We start from the raw sequence: 21,204 nt of genomic DNA, 5'->3' as shown, positions 1-21,204 counted from the left end.
AGGTATGAGTGTTGAGTTATGAGTTATCCTAATTTTGTTAAACCTAATTTTTTATTCACTCAAAACTCAAAACTCATCACTTTAAACTGTTTTCTCTTCCTCTTCCACTTTATCAGTAGGCATTGAAAGCTCTGTCGAATTAACGACTGTTTCAATATCTTTCTTTAAGCCATACCAGTTTTTATTTGTATGGGCAGATACCCAAAGTTCATCGTTTACCTTCTGGATCCATATACGTCGATGCGTCCAATACATACCTTGGATTAAGCCGATCATAAAAATAATACCACCAACAATTAAAATACCAAGTGTATGATCTTTCCGGACTACTAAATTGGTAACATTATTCATATCAATGTCAACAAACCTCATTCGGTGTGTATTTTCACCGTTAATATCCTGATTTGTCTGTATTCCTACGAACGATATTTCACCTTCTTCATTTTCAGGCGTAAACATCTTAAAAATGAAAGCTGGATTATTAGGAACTCGTGACAAAGATGCTGGCGTTCGATTATCATCAAAATGAAAGTCTGGAAAGTATTCAATGATCTCTACTTTATAACCGTTACCTAAATCATAAATTGAACTAGGATCATAGGTTGATACATCAATTCTTCCAAAACGTTCCCCAGTTGCAATTTCCTCTAACTCAAAACTCATTTCACTTATTTCATTTTGCTTAAATGCATATTGATATAACGCATAGTTATTGAACTTGAATGGATCATTAACTCTGATGTCATGTCTCGCTATTTCGACTAACTCAGGTTCTCTACCAACAACACCATCATCGACCCTTTGAAACAACGTAGCAGATGTTTGGTAGGTCTTTACAACTGGACTTCCCACTCTGGTTAATGCATCTTGAAACCTCGCATCAGTATCATCATAAAACTCCACAAAAAATTGGTCATTTCTAAGAAAAAACTCACCTTCTGTTCCACGAATTACAACAGTCTCGCCTTCTCTTACCCATATGTTTTCATCAACGTACATTCCAGGGAAAAAGCGCAGCATACTTCCAATTAAGAAGATAATGAGTCCAATGTGGTTTACATAAGGACCCCATCTTGAAAAACGGCCTTTTTCAGCTACAATATTTCCATTTTCTTCAGTTACGTTATACTTTTTATTTTTTAAAAGGTGTTTTGCTTGCTCAAGAGTTTCATCAGTATGATCCACCTTAGAAACTCCATGTACTCTTTGCCTTCTTAAAAAACTTTCATGACGTGTAACACGTTGCGTCTTTAAAGCACGGTGTAGCGGTACTACACGATCTAAACTACAGATTATTAATGACACCCCTAAAGAGGCAATTAGCAGCATGTACCACCATGAGTTGTATAAATCGTGAAAACCAAATGAATAATATAATTGCCCTAAAACTCCATATTCTTCCTGATAAAATAGGCTAGGATTTGCTCCAGGTGGGATATACATTTCCTGAGGGAAAATTGTTCCAATACTAGAGGCTACTAATGTAATAACAATAATCCATATGCCAACCTTAACACTAGAGAAAAAGTTCCATATCTTATCAATGAATGTTTTGTTATACGTTTGAGAACGCCTGGCCACACCTTCATACCGCATATTAAGCAAACCTTTTCTTCTTCAAAAAAAGGTTTCCCACATGATTCACAAATAACAGTGCCGTGTGGATTTACGTGCCCACACTCGCATTTTACATTTTCCATATCTCACACCTCATTGGGAAGTTGGAAGGATTTTTTGAACATAGTTTTCTACCATTTGTTCTGTTAAGCCACCAATCCTACGTTCAATAACAATTCCGTTTTCATCTATTAGAAAAGTTGCAGGTAATTCTCGAACACCGTAAACTTGGCTAACTTGTACACCTTTATCCAATAGAATCGGAAACGTTAAACCATAACGTTGAACGAATCTCTCGATTGCTAATGGTGCTTCATCAAAGTTTACAGCAAGAATAACAATGCCTTGGTCTTTATATTCTTGGTAGCTTTTTTCCATATAAGGCATTTCATCACGACACGGGGGACAAACGGTAGCCCAAAAATTCAAAAAGACCCCTTTTCCTTTTAAATCAGCTAATTCAACTTCATTTCCCTCTAAATCTGTTAATACAAAATTAGGGGCTTTGTCCCCGACACTAACAATGTCTTTTTGATTTAAAAAACTTGTATAGAACGTATAACCTAAAGCAGCCGATATCCCAAGAAGTACGATGAGACGGGTAATAAAGCGACGATTTTTCATGTTGTACCTCCCCCAATTTTTTATCTTAATCTCTTTTTTATCACAATCCTTTTCTATATTAACACTATTTTTGCATTAGAAACAATTTAAATGTACTTGTTTTTTTCTGCTAATTCTCGTAACTGTTTTATTTCATGTGGCCTTAATTCTCTGGCTTCACCAGTATTTAAGCCTTTCAAAGTTAAAAATCCATACATTTCGCGCTTTAGTTTTAATACAGGGTGACCGATTGCCTCAAACATCCGTCGAACTTGGCGATTTCTGCCTTCATGGATAGTAATTTCAATAATTGAAGTCCCTGTTTTCGGATTTCCAGAAACAAACTTAACTCTGGCTGGTGCTGTTTTTCCATCCTCGAGCATGATCCCTTTTTCAAGCTGCTTAAGTTTCTCACGGCTAGGTACACCTTGAACCTTAGCTACATACATCTTTGATATTTTATATTTGGGATGCATTAGTAAATTTGCGAATTCACCATCATTTGTTAGTAACAGTAGTCCTGACGTATCATAATCTAGTCTTCCTACTGGAAAGAGTCGGTGCTCATTATTAAAAAAGTCTGTTACGACTTTGCGACCCTTGTCATCACTCACACTCGAAATTACGCCAGTTGGTTTGTATAGCATATAATACACCGGTTGTTCTCTATCAATAGGTACACCATTAACTTCCACCTTATCTTTTCTTGGTGTTACCTTCGTCCCTAACTCAGTAACTACCTCGCCATTCACTGTAACTCTCCCTTCAGTGATTAACTCTTCTGCTTTTCTCCTTGAAGCAACCCCTGCTTGGGCAATAACTTTTTGTAAACGTTCCATACTTTCCACCTCATACATATCATAAATTTTTTTTATTTCATTTTTCAAGCAAACCCACTTATAACTGTAAAATGTAGAATGATCTGAAAGTATAACTTCGATGTTACTTTCAGCAAATACTACACTCGACATTTTTACATTCTACATTAAGAGCAGCATTACCTATTATAAGCAATACTACCATGTTTTTAACAACTTTATTTTTATTTAGGCTGTTTTCGCAAAGTTTTTTAGACATAACTACTAAGATTTCACTACTTATTTAGTAAGTAGTGCTCTTTTCTTACTCAATTTATTGGGTGATATCTTCATCTAAGGAATTTTTCCAATTATTTTCGGTTAAAAAGCAACAAGTTTTTTTGTGCGACGAGTAACCGCAGGAGCAATGTTTTAGAAAAGAGCTTTTTTTGTTATGATTTTCGTTCAAAAAAGAAAGGCTCACATAGTGTGAGCCTTTCTGATCTATACATTTCACTTACATTACACCAAAAACAATAGTTACAACAACAATAGAGGCGATAATCCCTACAATGTCTGCTAGCAATCCTACTTTTAGGGCATCACCCATCTTTTTAATTCCTACCGCTCCAAAGTATACCGTTAATACATAAAAAGTCGTATCAGTGCTACCTTGCATAGTTGAAGCTAATCTTCCAATAAAGGAATCAGGACCATAAGTAGCAATTAAATCCGAGGTCATTCCTAATGCTCCTGTACCTGAAATGGGACGAATAAATGCTAATGGTACAATTTCTGTTGGTATTCCAACTGCATGTAAAATCGGTCTCAATAAATCTATGAAAAATTCCATCGCACCAGAAGCACGAAAGACAGAAATTGCAACTAACATCCCTACTAGATAAGGGATAATTGATACTGCCATACCAAATCCCTCTTTTGCTCCCTCAACAAATGTTTCATATGTAGGAACTCGTTTTATCGTCCCATATAATAATATTAAGACAATAAGTAGTGGTATCAACCATATTGAGATGGTACTAATCCAAGCCATTACAGATCCCTACCTTTTCTGACCCGTCGATAATAAAAGAAACGATCAATCATTATCGCTGCTAGCGTCGAACAGAAAGTGGCAATTAAAGTAGTGCCCACTATCTCTGTGGGATTTGCTGAGCCGTAATTCATCCGAATAGAAATCACAGTGGTAGGGATCAGGGTTATACTTGCCGTATTAATAGCAAGTAATGTTATCATAGAACGACTTGCTGAATCCTTGTCCCCGTTCAACTTTTTCAATTGCTCCATTGCTTTGATTCCCATTGGAGTTGCAGCATTTCCTAAGCCAAATAGATTTGCAGTCATATTTGATAATATATACCCCATTGCTGGATGATTACTAGGAACCTCAGGAAATAATCTAGTTGCTATTGGTCTCATAATTTTTGCTAATCCTTCTAATAAACCTGATGCTTGGGCAATTCGCATCAACCCTAACCAAAATACGAGAATGCTAATCAAACCTATACAAATCGTTACCGCATCTTGGGCACCTTTAAAAATAGCTTCGTTGACGGAACCCATTGTTCCATTAATTGCTGCAAATATTACTCCAATGATTAACATTGCCATCCAGATGATATTAACCATCTTTATTCACTCCCAAAGTGAGAAACACCAGGTCTACCAACTTTGACCAAAAACTCTTTTTCTCTATCGTCACCTCACCAACAAAAGATAAAGGTACCTCCCCGATTGTTGTTCCATTTAAGTCAATTGTAATTTTTCCCACAGGATTCGGAACACCATTTTCCTGCCATTCATTTCCTTTTGGTGGATTGTAAAGTGTAATTTTTTTGCTGAGAAACTGTTTTTCTTCAGAAGTGACAGGGTATTCAAACGTATAGTTTGCACTTACTTTATTCTTATAGAAATTATCTTTTAGATTATCGATAATCCCTTCTTCGACAACGGGGAATACTTCAAACGAGTCAAATCCCCAATTAAACATATTCATATGATCTTGCCAGTCACTAGGTGCGTTTAATGTTACTGCAATTAAATGTACATCTTCTTTGGCCGCTGTTGAAACTAGTGTACGTTTTGCTCTCTTTGTATAACCTGTTTTCCCCCCAGTTGAATACTTGTAAAGTTGGGTAAGCAAGCGGTTTTTATTTTGCCAAATACGATCCCAATTTTCTCCTTCTTGTGGGGCACGGTAGCTTTTTGTTGCAGAAATCACTCTAAATTGTTCATTTTTCATTGCATAACGGGTTAATAACGCCATATCGTAAGCAGTAGAATAATGTTCTTCGTGGTCATCTAATCCGTGTGGATTATTAAAAACTGTTTTCGCCATTCCAATTTCTTTCGCTTTTTCATTCATTAAATAAACAAAGCCATCTAAACTTCCACCAACATGTTCTGCGATAGCTACCGCAGAATCGTTTCCTGATCGAAGCATTAACCCATAAACTAAATCTTCAAGTTTTATTTTTTCCCCTAGCCTTAAATACAGAGAAGAACCTTCTGTTCCAAAAGCATTGCTACTAACTGTTACAATTTCATCCATCTTTCCTGACTCTATTGCAAGTAGAGCTGTCATAATTTTCGTTATACTCGCAATTCGTAACTGTTTATGAGCATCCTTCTCATAAAGCACTCGTCCACTTTCTTGTTCCATTAAAATGGCAGCTTGGCCAGAAACGGAAAAATTGTATGCACCTACTGTTGTTGTCGATATTGAAAATAGCAACAAAAGCACTATTATGACGACGTTTAACTTTATTACAGCTTGTTTGACCATTTTCTATACCCCGTCCTTTTTCATGTTTTGTACAAGTGTATGCACAAAAAAAAGCGTTATGATTGGAGTTTGAATTATTTTAACTATTTATCAACCTGTCCATTCTGAACTTGGCCTAGGTTCGGAATGCTTTTCTAGCGTCCTCCTGTCCGAACTTTAACCACATTCATTTACACAACGCAACAGTCGTTAGTATTGTGGTACTTCATACAGAAGAATTATAAAACACTTGAAAGTGATGATGAGTTACTTTGTACATTCTTAAACGGTCTAAATGTACATCGTTAGCTTGTATATCTTACTCAATAAAAAAGCGATAAATCGCGCCTTATAAGGCTGATTTTATCGCTTGTGACTAATGTAAAGTTCTTTTTCCTAAACTTGTTCTCATCATCATTATTGTTCTTCATTACTTATGATTTTTAGCATACATAAATTTGCTGTTTGAGAAGCCTACAATTTCAATAGTATGGCGTAAACACCATCATCGAGAATCCACTAGAAGTGATACGAACTAATGTAAGTATTTCGTAACTCTTTTTAGCACTTCATCCATTTCAGATGCACAATTAGCAAATAAATCTTTTGCTTGTTTATTATCTGTCTGAAAAGAAAAAATCTCCAAGTCTGCTTGTACTTTCTTAATAGATGCAAGTAGTAGTGGTTTTTCTTTCGGCTCAGGAACTTTTATTTTATCGTCAAATAGATCTATCGTTAACTCCCCAAAGCTATCTACTTGTGCTAGAAACACATTTTCAATTGCTACCCCTATTTTCTCTAATTCGCCTTCTAACCACCCTCGGTTTAACCCAACTGTTGATAATGCTTCATCCATGATCTTTCCGTCCATCACTACTGTTTGCGGTTCCTTAGTTGGGGCAACAGGAATTAACATATCCTTAGCCGTTAGTGGCTGGTTTTCTTTTTTCAGAAGAACGTTAATATCTCCACTTGATTCTAGGACTGCAAATTCAACATCCGCAACTTTAAAAACATTTTTTGTTCGCAGTTGCTTTAGTAAATCATCAGTCGTATAACGTTCTTTCTTTAAGTTGTCTTCTAATATTTTCCCATCTTTAATTACTGGAATTCCTTTGCCATGAATAAAATTACGAAACGATACACTTTTTAAGGAAATATAATTTACTAGCCCAACAACAGTCAACCAAGTGATTAAAGCAATAATTGAGTAGCCTACGGGAACACCAATATGAAAGGACCCAATAGCTAAAATAACGCCAATGATTAACATTGTTGTAGCTTCAAAAAACGAAAAATGTGCAACAGATTTTTTTACAAAGAGCTTTGCTGCGACTAATAATACCAAGAAAGCTACCATTGACCTAAGAATAATTTCTACCCAACCAGGTATAATCATTTTTGTCCCTCCTTTCAATTGTTTCAGAGGTAATTTAAAATCCTTTATATTGTGGTTCTTCAATTTCTAATTCGTCAACCCTAGCTTCCATTTGTTGTATGACCTTACGTGTTTTTAAGCATGTCTCATGAAAGGCACGTCTCGCCTCATCCTCATCTGTCATTATTGCAAAACTATTTAATGTAGCTTCTATACTCTTTAAGCTTGATAAGCATTGTTTTACCTGTGAGCCAACTGTCATCAAACTCCAACTCCTTATCCTTTAGGCTTAAATATCAAGGCTGCAATAAAACCAAATATGATCGCTGCTGATATCCCTGCACTTGTTACTTCAAATATCCCTGTGATTACACCAACGAGACCATGTCTTTCTGCTTCAGCCATAGCTCCGTGTACAAGGGAATTCCCAAAAGAAGTTATTGGGATTGTTGCTCCAGCACCAGCAAAATCAATTAATGGTTCGTATAAGCCTAATCCGTCTAAGATCGCACCACTAACGACTAACGTACTCATCGTATGTGCCGGAGTGAGTTTCACTACGTCCATCAAAATCTGTCCAATCACACAAATGATGCCCCCAACAACAAAAGCCCAAAAAAAGATCATGACTGAGCACCTCCTGCTTCAATGGAAACTGCGTGTGCTATACAAGGGATTGTTTCCTTTTGTTGAAAAGATAGTGGAGATAATAGAGCTCCTGTTGCAACGATTAGCATCCTTTTAATTTCACCGTTTTTCATTCGATTTAGCAAATGACCATATGTAACACCTGCTGAGCACCCCGCACCACTTCCTCCTGCAAAGATTGGCTGATCCTCTTTGTAAATCAGCAAACCACAGTCTTGAAATTTTTCTTTTTCGATCGAAATGCTATGTTTTTTCAATAAATCAAGGGCAATCTCACGGCCAATTGTCCCTAAATCACCAGTAAAGATATAGTCATAGTAAGAAGAATCGATGTTACGATCTTTCAAATGAGCCGTTATCGTATCAACTGCTGCTGGCGCCATAGCGCCCCCCATATTAAATGGATCACTCATTCCCATATCGATTACTTTTCCAAGGGTAGCAGATGTAACAATCGGACCTTCCCCTTCACAACTAACAATAGCAGCACCTGCTGCTGTTACAGTCCATTGCGCTGTTGGAGGCTTTTGACCACCATATTCTGTAGGATAGCGAAATTGTTTTTCAGTAGCAGTATTATGACTAGCGGTACCTGCTAAGACATTCTTCCCGTGTCCACTGTCAACGATTAAAGATGCTAAAGCCAATCCTTCCATTGAAGTAGAACAAGCGCCAAACAATCCAATATAAGGTGTACTTAATGTTCGACTAGCAAAGCTTGTCGGAGTGATTTGATTAATTAAATCACCAGCTAGCAAGAAATCAATTTCTTCTTTAGTCAAGCCAGCTTTTTCAACTGCTTTAGTACAAGCTTCTTCAAACATAACCCTTTGAGCTTTTTCATATGAATCTTGTCCCAACCAAAGATCGCCGTGAATAGTATCAAAATCATTAGCTATTTTCCCTTTTCCCTCAAAAGGCCCGCAGATTGTACCAGTAGCGATTATTTTAGGTTTGTTCTCAAAAAGCCATGTACGATGACCTAATCGCATTTACAGTCCACCCCACTTGATAAGAATTGTTTTGATAATGGCTATTACGAATGCCGAAAATGTACCAAACACAATGACAGATCCGGCTAACTTAAACATGTTCCCACCAACACCTAAGACGTAACCTTCACTTCGATGTTCAATAGCTGCTGAGGCGACGGAATTTGCAAACCCAGTTACCGGAACAGCCGTGCCAGCTCCTGCAAATTGCCCTAGACGGTCATAAACACCAAAACCTGTTAATAACACAGCAATGAAAATCATAGTAGCGACAGTTGGATTCCCCGCTGTTCTTTCATTAAATTCGAAAAAATGAACATAAAAGACTTGGACAAACTGTCCAATAAAACAAATAAAACCTCCTACCAAAAATGCTTTAATACAATTTTTTACTACTGGCCTTTTTAGTTCGTGCTTTTTAGCTAAGCTCTGATACTCTTGCTGAATTGGTGTTAAATTCTTCTTTTTTTGATCAGACATTCTCCCACCCCTTACTTATTTAGCCTTTCATAAAGTCCTCTATTCTTGTCCATTGCTTTTCAATATCTGCTTTTTTAACCTTATTGTTCAACAATTGTTGTTCTAACTTTTCTAACTCGAGATACACTTTTTTATCAGTAGAAACATGAACTTTTGAATCTGGAAATCTCTTCTTAATCTTATTTTGAGCTTCTTTACGAATTCGATCTAAAAAAAATCGGTCAAATTGCTTTACTCTTACCGCTACATAAATATCCTCCTTATATGTGGCACCAGTAACGGCAATAACTTCTTCCATCGAAAGAACAATTTGTTTTGCTTCGTCAGCCATTGTCTGGTCACTAACACTATTTTTTCCAATATAACGAGGTGAAGTGTCTCCTTGACCAACTAGATTACAACCAGTGATTAGAAATAAAAAAATAAAGAAAAAGGCAATAATTTTTTTCATAAAATCATCCCAATCTTTGTTTATTATCTGTCTTAGTATGTTAGTTTTTTACAAATTATATTTTTTTTATGTAGGATCTTTTTGTAAGTTGGGCTTTTGGATAAAATTTGAGAGGAGATGCGGTATCGGTTTAACTATTGCAAAATTAAACCATGCTTCCCCTCCCTTTTATTATTAATTTTTGTATTGCGGCTCTTCTTGTTCGATTTCTTGAACTCTTGGTGACAACGTATCAACAATCATTTGGGTCTGTTGAGCACAATTTTGGTACATTTGTTTTGCTTGTTGATTATCGGTTTGCAAAGCGAATGCTTCGAAACTTGCTTGAGCACTTTTTAATCCTGCAAGTGTTTGTTTTACTTGAGCTGCTACTGTCATAGTGGGACACCTCCAATTTTATTAAAAATCAAATGAACTCATTTAAGCCCATCCATTATTTTTCTTTTTAATCGCGCTTCCTATTCTGTTAATTAATCCCGCGTAAACCATTCTATATTGCATAAAATAAATTATCTTAAATTGAAGGTTTTGAGTAGAAATGAGTAATAAGACAGATTTCAGAACACAATAAATTAAGATTTTAGTAAAACTTGGCTAATTTCTTAGTCAAAATCATTTTTACCAGAAGGAGTTTTTTTACCATGAAGAAATTCGTGTCTTTAATCGTTTTCTTACTGCTATTTGCTGCATGTCAGCAACAGACTGAAAATAATGCGTCAATAAAGAGCCTTGAAGCAGAGGATAAGGACCCGCGTAAAAAAGTTATCCTCGTGATGATCGATTCAATGACAGGCTCTGTTATAGACCGTACGAAAGAGAAAGGAAGCATCCCAGCCTTACAATTCCTAATGGAAAATGGACAGTATTATAACGATTTAGTCGCTCCATTCCCTTCAATGTCCGTAGTAATTGAAAGTACATTACTAACTGGAAAAATGGCGGACGGGCATGGAATTCCAGGGTTAAATTGGTACAAAACAGATGAAGATCGTTATATAGATTACGGAACGTCAATCGAAAAGACACTAAAATTATCACCGAAACAATCGATCTTGGACTCCCTATATCATTTAAATAACACTCATCTTAATTCGAATGTAAGTACCATTCATGAGGAATTACACAAAAGAGGTTACACTACTGGTTCAGTTAACTTCATCATGTATCGAGGACATAAGTCTCACCCTGTCAATGTTCCACTTTATATTCAAGAAATGCTTGATCTTCCAGAGGCAATGCAAACAAACGGACCAGACCTTTTAGCTTTTGGCCAACTAGTAAAACCAAAAGCATTGCAAGATAAAAATCTACCAGAGTCCATCTTTCGCAAACTTGGACTAAATGATGAATATTCTGTAGAAGCCACTAAGGCATTAATCCAAGCTGGAGAGCAGCCTGATTTTTTAACTGTATTTTTACCTGATTTTGATAGGGCGGCTCATGAACATAGCATTCAGTATTTAAAGGGCTTCGAGCGGGCTGAAACATTTTTTCAAGAAATACTTAACAGCTATGAAAGTTGGGAGAAAGCACTAGAAGAAAATATTTTTATTGTTTTAGGAGACCATGGACAGGACAAGTTGCTTGAAGACGATGTTAAGTTAACTATTGATCTAGACGAAATTTATGAAGGTTTTGCAGTTGCTCCTTTAGGGGAAAAAGTTAGTGATTTTGAAATAGCTTTCGCTAATAATCACCGGATGACATACGTTTATGCACCAAACAATCCTGAATCTTTACCATTTCTCGCGGAAATGGCCATGATGGATAACAGGATTGCTCTAGCTAGCTGGATCGATGGCGATTGGATTTACGTTACTTCTCCTGATTACAGTTCTTTTTTTCGGTTTAAACCAGGTAACACTTATCGTGATCGATATGACCAAGGGTGGGATATAGAAGGAGATGAGAGAGTTGTTTCTATAGAATTAGATAATAACAAAATAAAATATGTTAGCAATCCCGATGTCCTAAATCAGCTACAATCGGCTTTAAACAGTCATGATATTCAAACCTTAGTTCTTACTGCTAAACCAAGCCATCAATTTTATTCGGAGGGTGCCCCTGTTCACGAAGCAGGAGGTGAGCATGGAGGAATTCATGCAAATGACACACTTGCAGCATTAATCATTGCAGGAACTGAAAAAAAACCAGCAAAGCTACGCATTGTTGATTTAAAAGAGTACATTATCGACCTCTTTGAATAGGAAATGAAAATGGCAGTTTCCAGGAATAAATGATGTAATTTCATTCCTTGGAAACTGCCTTTACTTGCGTTTAGAAAGGTTGCCATTGCAACTTTTGTGCAGCTACGAATCGTTCTTCGGCATGATTCCAATTTACAACATTCCACCAATTATCGACATACAAATCACGTTTATTTTTATATTGTAAATAGTAAGCATGTTCCCACACATCTAAAGGTAATATAGGAACAACATCCCACTGGCTTAAGTTTTGATGTTTCTCAGCCTGTAGGATTTCTAACCTTCTTGATCGAGGGGCCCAAACCAGGATTGCCCATCCGACTGCCTCTACCTTTTTAGCAGCTTCAGAAAAATGCTGCTTAAACAGTTCAAAACTACCAAAATCAAGTTCTATTTGCTTAGCTAAAGCACCTTTAGGATTCCCTCCGCCTTTTGGACTCATGACATTCCAAAAAATTGTATGCAAATAATGACCTGCTCCATTAAAAGCGGCCTCCCTTTGCCAATGTTTTATTAGGTCAAAATCTCCTTTTTTTCTGGCTTTCTCCATTTCTTTTTCAGCTTTGTTTAAGCCATCTACATAACTTTTGTGATGCTCAGCGTGATGTAGTCTCATAATTTCTTCATCTATATAAGGTAAAAGTGCATTGTAAGCGTATGGAAGAGGTGGTAATTTATGTTGTCCGATTGGAACTCTTCTAACGTCTTCCTTTCTTATCTCCTTAGAAACAATAATTTGCTGATATAACTCATTTGCATCTCTTGATAGCTTAGTCAGATCCACGTTAGAAATGTTTCCTGAGTTGTTTAATTTTTTTTCAAATTGATCTAGTCTTTCTTGGATAGTATCTGAAATAGTTGTTCTTTGTTTTAACTCACGTGACCATTCCAATAAAGTTTCAATATATTGCTTTTTTTCAATTTGTTCCATAAATTCCCCTCCGTATTTATCTCTGGCTCAGAACCATTCGCTTGGTTACGACCTAAAAGCAAAAGCAACAAGCTTTTAGCAAAGAGCGTTCAATAAAGATAATTCTTCTACATCCACTATATGCCTAGTAAATTTTTTCGTGCTTACTAAGTTTCAGGTAAACGTTTTGACATGAATACTTAGCCTCGAACATAAAATGAACATTAGATTGAAAGTAACCCTAGAAAAGGAGATGGTAACAACTAATGAAGAGTTATGTAGAAGTATCTCTGTTTGAACATCAGTTTTGGCTTCAAGTACTAGGGGATCACGCAAGATTTATTCGAGACGCTCTTTCTCCACTTGAGACAGAAGAAATTGAAAAAGCAAAAACCTTTATTACTATTTTTGACCAACTGTTGACTCAAACTACTCCGACAATTACAAACTCGAAGTTAACTTGGCTAAATAAACAAGCTTTTGAGTACGCAAATCAGATTAGGCAGTTTAAATTGAACCTCATTAAACAGCATTTGATCGGTGACATTTCAATTGATTTACCTCCAACTTTTATAAACCATATGGTAAATGAGGTTGAGGAGTATTTAAGAATTCTACCTTACCTAATCGAAGGAGAAAAACCACCAGTATCACACCCACTCCATCATCATCTTGTATGGCTTTTAGACGCAGCCGGACATTCAGACGCAATAACGGGTTCATTAGACTTAGTAGAAAAACAACTGCGTGAAAAAGGAGAAAATTTTACGAAGCGATTTGAAAATTTCTATATAAAAGCAGTAGAACTTGCTGGATATTTAAGAGCTAATATCGAACAGTTCCCTGCGCTAGCTAGATTTAATAATCAAGTTGAATTAGAAATCGAAGTTTTTAAAGGATTTTTAAATGAGCTACTTGAAATGGAAATGGCCAACGTGACCTTGAGTACACTATCGCCCTTAATGGCTGACCATATGGCTCGTGAGGAATGCTATTATATTACAAAATTAGCTGAAAGTGCGAAGGAAGTTTATCTACCAGAATGTAACCCGACTAAACCACGGGTGGAAGAGTAAGAAGCATGACAAATTGTCATTTCAGGCTGTTGAGAACGTCTCAACAGCCTTTTTTATTTACAATTTCTTTATGATCACATTAGCTTTCATAATGAGTTGCAATTAGGTAGCTCATATTTATTATCAAATAAAAAAACCCCTATTTTTGTTTAAAAACAGGGGGTACTCTTCACTCTGAGGATGAAAATTTAGTTTATTTAGTTTGGATTACTTTTGTCCGATAATCGGTTTCATAATATTCAAGTTCTTCACGAATGGTTTGGAAAGGTCCCTCAATACTTGCAACCATTTCCTTTAATGACTGAGGCACGTTATATGCAAACTTTATTGCATTTTTTCCAGTGTAAGCGGCACGACTATCCTCATACCAATTTTCAATTCTTGGATTGAAAAACTCTTCAACACAGTTATGATAGATCCAAAATAACGTTTTTTCTGCCGCAGCTTTTCGAAACGTATTTCCATTCAATATAACCTCACAGGAGTTTTTACCTTCGTCGCAAAAAACATTTATTCTTCTCAACGATCCAAGTAAGTCTCCATAATAACCTAATTTTTCTTCAGCTTTTTCAGCCTTTAGATTAGTAACAGTAGCTTCATTTAAAAATTCACTTACTGTATTACTGATCTTACTTAGCTTTTCAAGTGTTATTGTAATTTGACCTTTAACAAGGCTATCACCCATAATGATCCCCCTATATTTTTTCAATTTGAGAATTCAAAAGAACTCTCTCTCAATATTTATGTTTGTTTATACTATTATACGCTAAAATAAGTGCAAGCTGTGAACCTTTTTGTAAATTATCTCACTTTTCTTATAATTTTTCCTCTTCATTTCCGATTAACTCCTGCTGAAAGCGTTCAAAAAACAAATCTGCTTCTTCAAGCTCTAATTGCTGTTCAGGGAGTGGCGGTAGTTCTTGAAGTGATTTTAAACCGAAATGATCTAAAAAATCTCTGGTTGTCCCATATAGAATTGCTCTTCCAGTTCCCTCAACCCTACCAACCTCCTTAATTAATAGCTTTGCTATTAATGTTTGCAAAGGTCGTTCGGATTTAACCCCTCTAATTTCTTCTATTTCAGCTCTAGCAATCGGTTGTTTATAAGCGACAATCGCTAAAGTTTCTAAGGCCGCCTGAGATAATGTAGCAGAATTGGGCGAATTTATTAGGCGCTTAAAATATACTGCATGCTCTTGCTTAGTCGTAAACTGATACACGCCTGCTAACTGAACTATTTGCAGTCCCCGTGAATCCTGCTGATATTCTTCGATTAATTCATTTAAAATATCCTTAATCCAAAGCACTTCCATTTGCAGCACTTCAGCAATTTGCTTTTCTTCAATACCCTCTTCACCCGAGATGAATAAAAGTCCCTCTATTATTGCCTTCACTTCAAATCTATCCAACAAATGTGTTCTCCTCCCAGCGACAAACCGATATATCATGAAAGTTCGCCTCTTGCTGACAAACAATTTTTTTTGCTTTCATTAATTCTAGGATTGCTAAAAAAGTAACAATTAACTGACCACGTTCCTCGTAATCAAATAACTGAAAGAACGACGTTTTCCCATTGCTTAGATTAATTCGATCAATGATTTCTTCCATTCTTTTTTCTAGCGGAAAATCTTCGCGATGTATTTTCGTTTGTTTTGGTATTTTCAAGATTTTTCGTTTCAAAAGCTGATCAAAGGCATCTAACATATCATAGAGGCTTGCATTAATACGTTGTGGCTCTCTTTTCACCTCATCTAAGTAAGGACTTAGATCACTTGGGGTTTTACTAAAGATCAACCCCCGGTCTTTTTCACGCTCTTTTAACGTTTCTGCAGCTTCCTTATACCTACGATACTCAATTAACCGTGTAATTAATTCTTCTCGCGGATCATCCTCATCAATATATTCGTCATTTTCATCAAATAATTCCTCTTCGTGTTTCGGTAGAAGCATCTTGCTTTTTATCGCAAGTAATGTTGCAGCCATAACTAGATATTCACTAGCAACATCTAGCTCTAGCCTTTGCATCGTATGAATATAATTCATATACTGATCTGTTATTTTTGCTACTGGTATATCATAAATATCAACTTCAGCTTTATTAATTAAATGTAAAAGCAAATCTAATGGTCCTTCAAATGCATCTAATTTCACATTATATTGAGTCATAAACTTCACCATTTTCCGCTAGCAGTTTAGAATACCTAAGATAGTAAAGACTAAGTTATTCTTAAACAAAATGTAATCAATATGAAATTATATCATATTTTTAGATAAGATACGTGTCTTTTTAAGAACTAATGCTTTCTAATGCCTATTAATTTCTTCCTATGTTAAAATTAGTTCAAAGTTTAAGAAAGGTGGAAAAACTATGTACCCACAAAGGTTTATTGACTATTTAGTTTATTTTCATAGCTACCGTGATTATTTTGAATGTCATGAAGTTTTGGAGGAGTATTGGAAAGAAGATGGACAAAAAAATAAGCTTTGGGTGGGCTTTATTCAACTAGCAGTATCAATGTACCATCATAGAAGAAAAAATTTTGTCGGGGCAGAAAAGCTAATGAAGCAAACGATTGCTATTCTCAAACAAGAAGAAATACAATTATCCAAGCTCGGTTTTGATAATACTACACTTTTCAATTTATTAACAAAAAAATACGAAGCTATAAAAAAACGCAATGCTTATACACCCATTACGCTTCCAATTGTAGATAAAGTTGTTCTAGACGAATGTCTGAAAAAATCCAAAGAACAAGGTGTCATCTGGTGTGATGAAAAACCAATAGTTGATAAAAGTATTATTGATAAGCATAAAGTAAGAGATCGCTCAGCTATTATCACTGCACGAGAACAGCAACTAAAAAAGAAGCGTGGCAGTTAATTATTCGGTTTCTGTATCACACTTAACAAAAAACAATGCTGTTTGTACACTTGGGACAACTTTCTTTTTAACATAATGGTCCTTAATTGCACTTATAATTTTTTTTCCTAGACCTTCTTCTCGGAAAGAAGGTGATACAGATAGATGATTGAGCTGGACCGTTTCATCCTCTAACATTGATACTCCGACTAACCCAACCATGTCTTCCTGATCTCTCCATAGGAATAGGTGCCATCTTGGGTCTTCTTCGTATTTCTTGATTGTTAGTTGCAGCTTTTTTACATTCTTCTCCTCTGGCATAAAAGCAAGGAGGCCCATTGCTATTTTTTCATAACAAGTTTTATACTTAATTAACATATTGCATCCCTCACAATTCGTGAATTTCTATGGTTGCACACAATTCATATTATACTACGAAATTAAACAATTGTTATCTGAAAAATGAAAAACAAAACTTTTGGAAATAAGACTAAAAAAAGATTGTTCAAGCTTAAGCTTAAACAATCTTTTTTTCATTTATTCAAAGGATTTTGAAAGATTTGCCATCTCAATCGCCGACGCTGCTGCTTCCCAACCTTTATTACCAGCTTTTGTTCCAGCTCTTTCAATCGCTTGTTCAATTGTGTCCGTTGTTAATACACCAAAGATCACAGGCACTTCATTTTGTAAACTAATTGAAGCAACTCCTTTAGCAACTTCACTACAGACAAAATCAAAGTGTGGAGTTGCTCCACGAATAACTGTTCCTAAAGTTATGACCGCATCATATTTCTTTGAACTTGCCATCTTCTTAGCGATTAATGGGATTTCAAAAGCACCAGGTACCCAAGCGATATCAATATCTGCTTCGTTTACTCCATGACGTTTCAGAGCATCTTCAGCTCCTCCTAATAACTTGCTTGTAATAAACTCATTAAATCTTCCTACAACAATCCCTACTTTAAGACCTGTACCAACTAAATTTCCTTCAAAAAGATTTCCCATAACTAATCTCCTCCAACATGTCTATTATTTTTCTTAAATTCTACATTAAAAATGAAGTAAATGCCCTAGCTTTTGTTGCTTCACACGTAAATATTTTTCATTATCATCGTTGTGTGGTAGTTGTAAAGCTACTCGATCGACTACTTCTAAATCATAGCCTTTCAATCCTTTTATCTTTCTAGGGTTATTTGTTAATAACTTCATTTGTCTAACACCTAGGTCACGTAAAATTTGTGCACCAATTCCGTAGTCACGGAGATCAGGAGCAAAGCCAAGCTTCTCATTGGCCTCAACTGTATCGTAGCCTTCTTCTTGAAGCTTATATGCTTTCATCTTATTTAGAAGACCAATCCCTCTACCTTCTTGACGCATGTAGAGGAGGATACCCTTGCCTTCCTTCTCAATTTGCTCTAACGCAGCATGTAATTGAGGACCACAATCGCAGCGGAAGGACCCAAATACATCACCGGTTAAGCACTCCGAGTGTACTCGAACTAATACAGGTTCATCTGGTGTTATTTCACCTTTGACTAGAGCAACGTTCTCTTTTCCATCAATGACGTTTGAAAAGCCAATTGCTTTAAATGTCCCATATTCAGTTGGTAGATTAATTTCAACTTCGCGATTTACAAGTTTATCTTTACGGTTTCGATATTTAATTAGATCCTTGATCGTAATCATCTTTAAGTCGTGCTCATCGGCAATTTTTCGCAAATCAGGAACTCTAGCCATAGTTCCGTCTTCATTAATTATTTCACAAATGACTCCTGCTGGTTTTGCCCCTGAAAGTCTAGCTAAGTCAACGGCTGCCTCAGTATGACCAGCCCTTCTTAAAACACCTCCGTCTTTAGCTACAAGAGGAAATATATGACCGGGTCTTTTAAAATCCGTCCCTTTTGCTTGTTCATCAATTAGTGCGAGAATTGTTGCTGAACGTTCATGGGCCGAGATACCTGTCGTCGTTGTTTTATAATCTACACTAATCGTAAAAGCTGTGCCGTGTGGATCTGTATTATGATCAACCATTGGCATTAAGTCTAGTTGCTTAGCTCTTTCTTCAGTTATCGGGGTACAAACTAACCCTCTCCCGTGAGTAATCATAAAATTTATTACTTCCGGGGTTGCCTTTTCGGCTAAAGCAATAAAATCTCCCTCATTTTCTCGATCTTCATCATCACAAACGATGACAATGTTTCCTTGCATTAACTCATAAATCGCTTCTTCAATTGGATCAAACATTACATTCCCTCCTCTGTTTACTGTTCCCCTCAAATATCATTATTTTTCTTTGAAATAAGCTGTTTTCGCATGGTATTGGTTACATCAGCTATAGTCGATTAAAGTGTTCATATAAGAAAAGCGCAAGCGCCCTGTTAAGCCCCGACTAGCAAATGTTCTTCGAGAAAAAAAGTGTGCTCTTTCACTTTTATTCTCGAAGGTTATTTGACCTCGAGGGGCTGGGCGGTGGAGCTAGACAGTTATTACGTTGAAATTTTATACATTCTTATCTTTTAAAAAAGAAAAATAATTAAGTATCCCTCTTCTATATAAGTATTGCTTATAACCAAATCTATAAAAACTTATTTAAAGCCATGCTCTTCTAAAAAACTTGCTGAAAGAGACGAATTGCTTCTACCTTGTCTTTGTTCGATAAACTGCTCAATATATTTCCCTATCATATCACATTCAATATTCACTACATCACTAGGACCTTTCAGCCCAAGAATAGTCTCAGAAAGAGTATGAGGAATGATTGAAATTGTAAAAGTATCTTCAGTAACGCCGAAAACAGTTAAGCTTGTTCCATCAACAGCAACTGAACCTTTCATGATGATATATTTCCTAATGTTTTTAGGAATTTTAATTTCATAATATATAGCATTATCTTGGCGATGTTTTTTGAAAATTTCACCAACTCCATCAACATGTCCTGATACAAAATGTCCGCCAAAACGTCCACCAGCAGCCATTGCTCTTTCAAGGTTCACCTTGGATCCTCTCGAAAGCTGCCTAAGGCTAGTGTTTCTGACGGTTTCAGGCATTAAATCAACCGTAAAGCGCTCTTTATCAAACGAAGTAACTGTTAAACAAACACCATTTACTGCGATGCTATCTCCCAAATGAGCATCAATTAATAATTTCTTTGATGCGATCGTCATGACAATCGCATCCCCTGATTGTTTTATTTGCTCAATTGTTCCTACTTCTTCAATTATTCCAGTAAACATATTATTCCCCTTTGGAACAGAAACAATTTTCAAATCATCACCTAATTGCTTTACTTCTTTTATTGAGAGCTGATAAGCATTACCTAATTGCGGAAAGCCAATCCCTGAAAACGAGGTAGGTGCTTCTTTCCCACCAATAAGTTTTGGCGCAATATATGTTATAACTTCATTTATACAACGTGCCCGAAGAAAGCTATCATTTACCATACTACCACCCTCAACAAGCAAAGAGGTTATCCCTTCTTTTCCCAAAACCAAGAGTAGTTCGGTGATAATAATGTCACTTTGATCCATCCGAATTATTTTCACTCCTAAATTACTTAATTCCATTTGCTTAGTTTTGGGAGCATCTTTTCCGGTAATAATCCATGTTGGAGCCTTTCTATCTGTCACTAGCTTTGATTGAATAGGTGTACGTAGATGATGGTCTAAGATAATCCTAACCGGATTTTTCCCACCTTCTTTCCTTCTAGTCGTTAAGGAAGGATCATCGGCTAAAACAGTACCTACTCCAACTAGAATTGCATCGTGCTCATGGCGAAGCTGATGCACATCTTCTCTAGCGATCTCACCTGTAATCCACTTACTTTCACCAGTAGATGTAGCAATTTTCCCATCAAGTGTAGTTGCTGTTTTCAATGTGACATAGGGTTGTTTTGTTTTAATGTAATAAAAAAATACTTTGTTTAATTCTAGCGCCTCTTCTTCTAAGACACCAATCTCTACTTCTATATTAGCATTTCTAAGCTTTTCAACACCTTTACCTGCAACCAATGGGTTTTGATCAAGACAAGCAATCACAACTCTCTTTAACCCTTTTTCAATAATTAAATCGGCACAAGGAGGAGTCCTACCATGGTGACTACAAGGCTCTAGAGTAACATAAATTGTCCCACCCTTAGCTTTATCGCCCGCCATTTTTAGGGCATGTACTTCAGCATGTTCTGTACCGGCTTTTAAATGTGCACCCATACCAACGATTTCCCCATTATTTACAACAATTGATCCGACATTTGGATTCGGTGATGTTTGCCCCATAGTTCCTTTAGCTAATTGTAAAGCAAGTCTCATGTAGGCTAGGTCATTCATTTACGCTCAATCCTTTTAAAATAAAGTGTATAGTCCTTCATATAATTTCCCATATTGGTGTGCTATCTATAAAAAACA

At 36.2% G+C, this 21,204-nt stretch carries 22 protein-coding genes and 3 pseudogenes; 3 read left to right on the top strand and 22 right to left on the bottom strand.

Features of this window, described 5'->3' with window-relative positions; translation table 11 throughout:
• Positions 1–81: 81 nt before the first annotated feature.
• The 13 genes and pseudogenes from resB to H1D32_RS14805 all read right to left on the bottom strand — a co-directional run bounded on the left by resB (position 82) and on the right by H1D32_RS14805 (position 10,129).
• Positions 82–1,700 (bottom strand): annotated as a pseudogene (gene resB, locus H1D32_RS14865) (cytochrome c biogenesis protein ResB).
• 10 nt (positions 1,701–1,710) lie between these two features.
• Positions 1,711–2,241, bottom strand: a complete 531-nt coding sequence (resA, locus tag H1D32_RS14860; protein ID WP_261179065.1) for a thiol-disulfide oxidoreductase ResA — start codon at positions 2,239–2,241, stop codon at positions 1,711–1,713.
• An 86-nt stretch (positions 2,242–2,327) separates the two neighbouring features.
• A complete protein-coding gene (locus tag H1D32_RS14855) occupies positions 2,328–3,059 on the bottom strand; it encodes a pseudouridine synthase (protein ID WP_261179064.1) in 732 nt (243 codons plus the stop codon).
• Between the two features lie 475 nt (positions 3,060–3,534).
• The gene (locus tag H1D32_RS14850; RefSeq protein WP_261179063.1) at positions 3,535–4,071 is read right to left on the bottom strand and encodes a spore maturation protein; all 537 of its coding nucleotides are present in this window, start codon (positions 4,069–4,071) and stop codon (positions 3,535–3,537) included.
• The gene (locus H1D32_RS14845) at positions 4,071–4,667 is read right to left on the bottom strand and encodes a nucleoside recognition domain-containing protein (RefSeq protein WP_261179061.1); all 597 of its coding nucleotides are present in this window, start codon (positions 4,665–4,667) and stop codon (positions 4,071–4,073) included. Before H1D32_RS14845 ends, H1D32_RS14850 begins: the two co-directional genes overlap by 1 nt.
• Complete coding sequence (locus H1D32_RS14840; RefSeq protein WP_261179059.1) at positions 4,660–5,823, bottom strand: D-alanyl-D-alanine carboxypeptidase family protein; 1,164 nt, start codon at positions 5,821–5,823, stop codon at positions 4,660–4,662. Before H1D32_RS14840 ends, H1D32_RS14845 begins: the two co-directional genes overlap by 8 nt.
• 514 nt (positions 5,824–6,337) lie before the next feature.
• Positions 6,338–7,195: a DUF421 domain-containing protein gene (locus tag H1D32_RS14835; RefSeq protein ID WP_261179273.1), complete on the bottom strand. Its 858-nt coding sequence runs from the start codon at positions 7,193–7,195 to the stop codon at positions 6,338–6,340.
• Between the two features lie 40 nt (positions 7,196–7,235).
• Positions 7,236–7,442: a DUF1657 domain-containing protein gene (locus tag H1D32_RS14830; protein ID WP_261179057.1), complete on the bottom strand. Its 207-nt coding sequence runs from the start codon at positions 7,440–7,442 to the stop codon at positions 7,236–7,238.
• Between the two features lie 14 nt (positions 7,443–7,456).
• Complete coding sequence (gene spoVAE, locus H1D32_RS14825; protein WP_261179056.1) at positions 7,457–7,807, bottom strand: stage V sporulation protein AE; 351 nt, start codon at positions 7,805–7,807, stop codon at positions 7,457–7,459.
• Positions 7,804–8,820, bottom strand: a complete 1,017-nt coding sequence (spoVAD, locus tag H1D32_RS14820; protein ID WP_261179055.1) for a stage V sporulation protein AD — start codon at positions 8,818–8,820, stop codon at positions 7,804–7,806. Before spoVAD ends, spoVAE begins: the two co-directional genes overlap by 4 nt.
• Positions 8,821–9,300: a stage V sporulation protein AC gene (spoVAC, locus tag H1D32_RS14815; RefSeq protein ID WP_261179054.1), complete on the bottom strand. Its 480-nt coding sequence runs from the start codon at positions 9,298–9,300 to the stop codon at positions 8,821–8,823. It abuts the gene before it with no gap.
• 19 nt (positions 9,301–9,319) lie between these two features.
• The gene (locus tag H1D32_RS14810; RefSeq protein WP_261179053.1) at positions 9,320–9,751 is read right to left on the bottom strand and encodes a YhcN/YlaJ family sporulation lipoprotein; all 432 of its coding nucleotides are present in this window, start codon (positions 9,749–9,751) and stop codon (positions 9,320–9,322) included.
• Positions 9,752–9,925: 174 nt separating this feature from the next.
• A complete protein-coding gene (locus H1D32_RS14805) occupies positions 9,926–10,129 on the bottom strand; it encodes a DUF1657 domain-containing protein (RefSeq protein ID WP_261179052.1) in 204 nt (67 codons plus the stop codon).
• Positions 10,130–10,392: 263 nt separating this feature from the next.
• Here H1D32_RS14805 and H1D32_RS14800 point away from each other — a divergent pair, with 263 nt between their 5' ends.
• Positions 10,393–11,958: an alkaline phosphatase family protein gene (locus tag H1D32_RS14800; protein WP_261179051.1), complete on the top strand. Its 1,566-nt coding sequence runs from the start codon at positions 10,393–10,395 to the stop codon at positions 11,956–11,958.
• Positions 11,959–12,028: 70 nt separating this feature from the next.
• Here the strand turns inward: H1D32_RS14800 and H1D32_RS14795 are convergent, their stop codons facing one another.
• Positions 12,029–12,889 carry a superoxide dismutase gene (locus H1D32_RS14795; protein WP_261179050.1) on the bottom strand — a complete coding sequence of 287 codons (861 nt, stop codon included), beginning with the start codon at positions 12,887–12,889 and terminating at the stop codon, positions 12,029–12,031.
• Between the two features lie 245 nt (positions 12,890–13,134).
• On the opposite strand from H1D32_RS14795, the gene H1D32_RS14790 reads away from it, so the two are divergent.
• Positions 13,135–13,944 carry a DUF2935 domain-containing protein gene (locus tag H1D32_RS14790; protein WP_261179049.1) on the top strand — a complete coding sequence of 270 codons (810 nt, stop codon included), beginning with the start codon at positions 13,135–13,137 and terminating at the stop codon, positions 13,942–13,944.
• 193 nt (positions 13,945–14,137) lie between these two features.
• Here H1D32_RS14790 and H1D32_RS14785 read toward each other — a convergent pair whose 3' ends face one another.
• The 3 genes from H1D32_RS14785 to H1D32_RS14775 form a co-directional block, all read right to left on the bottom strand.
• Positions 14,138–14,629 carry a YpuI family protein gene (locus H1D32_RS14785; RefSeq protein WP_261179047.1) on the bottom strand — a complete coding sequence of 164 codons (492 nt, stop codon included), beginning with the start codon at positions 14,627–14,629 and terminating at the stop codon, positions 14,138–14,140.
• Between the two features lie 130 nt (positions 14,630–14,759).
• A complete protein-coding gene (gene scpB, locus H1D32_RS14780; protein WP_261179272.1) occupies positions 14,760–15,353 on the bottom strand; it encodes an SMC-Scp complex subunit ScpB in 594 nt (197 codons plus the stop codon).
• Positions 15,346–16,110 (bottom strand): segregation/condensation protein A, encoded by a 765-nt coding sequence (locus H1D32_RS14775; protein ID WP_261179045.1) that lies wholly within the window; start codon positions 16,108–16,110, stop codon positions 15,346–15,348. Before H1D32_RS14775 ends, scpB begins: the two co-directional genes overlap by 8 nt.
• 202 nt (positions 16,111–16,312) lie before the next feature.
• Between H1D32_RS14775 and H1D32_RS14770 the strand changes: the two genes are divergently transcribed.
• The gene (locus H1D32_RS14770) at positions 16,313–16,825 is read left to right on the top strand and encodes a DUF309 domain-containing protein (protein ID WP_261179043.1); all 513 of its coding nucleotides are present in this window, start codon (positions 16,313–16,315) and stop codon (positions 16,823–16,825) included.
• Here H1D32_RS14770 and H1D32_RS14765 read toward each other — a convergent pair whose 3' ends face one another.
• From H1D32_RS14765 to ribD, 5 genes and pseudogenes are all read right to left on the bottom strand, one after another.
• Positions 16,826–17,182, bottom strand: a complete 357-nt coding sequence (locus H1D32_RS14765) for a GNAT family N-acetyltransferase (protein ID WP_261179042.1) — start codon at positions 17,180–17,182, stop codon at positions 16,826–16,828.
• A 159-nt stretch (positions 17,183–17,341) separates the two neighbouring features.
• Positions 17,342–17,809 carry a 6,7-dimethyl-8-ribityllumazine synthase gene (gene ribH / locus H1D32_RS14760; RefSeq protein WP_261179041.1) on the bottom strand — a complete coding sequence of 156 codons (468 nt, stop codon included), beginning with the start codon at positions 17,807–17,809 and terminating at the stop codon, positions 17,342–17,344.
• 45 nt (positions 17,810–17,854) lie between these two features.
• Entirely contained in the window at positions 17,855–19,048 is a 1,194-nt protein-coding gene (locus H1D32_RS14755) for a bifunctional 3,4-dihydroxy-2-butanone-4-phosphate synthase/GTP cyclohydrolase II (RefSeq protein WP_261179040.1), read from the bottom strand.
• Positions 19,049–19,389: 341 nt separating this feature from the next.
• A pseudogene (ribE, locus tag H1D32_RS14750) lies at positions 19,390–20,025 on the bottom strand (riboflavin synthase); the annotation flags it as partial.
• Positions 20,026–20,055: 30 nt separating this feature from the next.
• Positions 20,056–21,126 (bottom strand): annotated as a pseudogene (gene ribD, locus H1D32_RS14745) (bifunctional diaminohydroxyphosphoribosylaminopyrimidine deaminase/5-amino-6-(5-phosphoribosylamino)uracil reductase RibD); the annotation flags it as partial.
• Positions 21,127–21,204: the final 78 nt, after the last annotated feature.

The organism is Anaerobacillus sp. CMMVII, from assembly GCF_025377685.1.
Lineage (GTDB): Bacteria > Bacillota > Bacilli > Bacillales > Anaerobacillaceae > Anaerobacillus.
Note: the sequence above shows the minus strand (reverse complement) of the source record. Positions and strands in the feature narration are given on the sequence as shown.